At 50.7% G+C, this 1,021-nt stretch carries 2 protein-coding genes; both read right to left on the reverse strand.

The window, feature by feature from the left end; genetic code table 11:
• Positions 1 to 18: 18 nt before the first annotated feature.
• On the reverse strand, positions 19 to 660 hold the full coding sequence (locus ACJ2PR_RS36085) for an IS630 family transposase (RefSeq protein ID WP_446880669.1): 642 nt from the start codon (positions 658 to 660) through the stop codon (positions 19 to 21).
• Positions 549 to 965 carry a helix-turn-helix domain-containing protein gene (locus tag ACJ2PR_RS36090; protein ID WP_446880670.1) on the reverse strand — a complete coding sequence of 139 codons (417 nt, stop codon included), beginning with the start codon at positions 963 to 965 and terminating at the stop codon, positions 549 to 551. The genes ACJ2PR_RS36085 and ACJ2PR_RS36090 overlap by 112 nt, the downstream gene beginning before the upstream one ends.
• Positions 966 to 1,021 lie beyond the last annotated feature (56 nt).

The following is a 1,021-nucleotide window of genomic DNA, read 5'->3' on the forward strand; positions in this document are numbered from 1 at the left end:
CTACAGCACATTTCAGGTTTATGGAGTACAGTAACAACAGTCAGCAAACCAGTTGCGTAGATGCTCAGGATTCACCAAATGCAGAGCCGTTGCAATCAAGGTGTCTACCATCTTGGTTGTAGTCGGAGAGAATTGTCGTAAGAACGCTTTGAGTTGTGACCACCACCGTTCAATCGGATTAAACTCCGGGGAATAGGGCGACAAATTCAGGACGCTGGCTCCGGCTGACTCAATCAACGGCTTGATGGACGCGATCTGATGAGCAGGTAAGTTATCCATGACCACGATCGCGCCTGCCCAAAGCTGAGGAACTAAGCAATGTTGGATGAAGACTTCAAACGCCTTGCCGTCCATTGAATCATTTAAGGTCATGACCGCTAACACTCGGTTGAGCGAAATCGCCCCAATCACCGTGACTTTTGCCCCTCGGTAAAACGGCTTGAGGTCATAGACTCTGGTGCCCTCACGGCTGCGCGCATGGGTTCGCGTTAACCCGAGTAAAACCCCCATCTCATCGAGAAACACCAGATGCTCAGGGGCAACTTGACTCACGTGTTCCCAGTACTCGCCCCGTAACTTCTGGACTCGCTCACTCGCGGCTTGTGTGCTGCGTAAAGTCTTTTTTTTCGCGTCAACGCTGCCTTTTGCAATGCTCGGCACATCGTACTAGCGCTGACCCACTGCTGGTAGGTGTCTCCCCAGTATTCACAGTATTCTACCAGCGTCGCATCGGGGTGCTGCTCGACCATCTCAACTAACTGAGCCTCACGCCCAGCTAGTTCACCCTTCATACCTCCGCCTTGTTTGCCTGGCTCAAGATGTCCTTCAACTTCCTGTTGCTTCAGCATCTTTTGCACGAAGGCTTTGCTCACATCAAATCGAGCGGCCACCTTCCGAATTGAGGTGTTCCCGGCTTGATAGGCTTGCACGACTTTTTCTCGAAAGCTAGTGGGGTATGGCTGCATTTTTTCTACTGACACTGACTAGTTAATCGTACTACATCTACTTGAAAAATGCTGTA

It is taken from the genome of Phormidesmis sp. 146-33 (assembly GCF_052939515.1).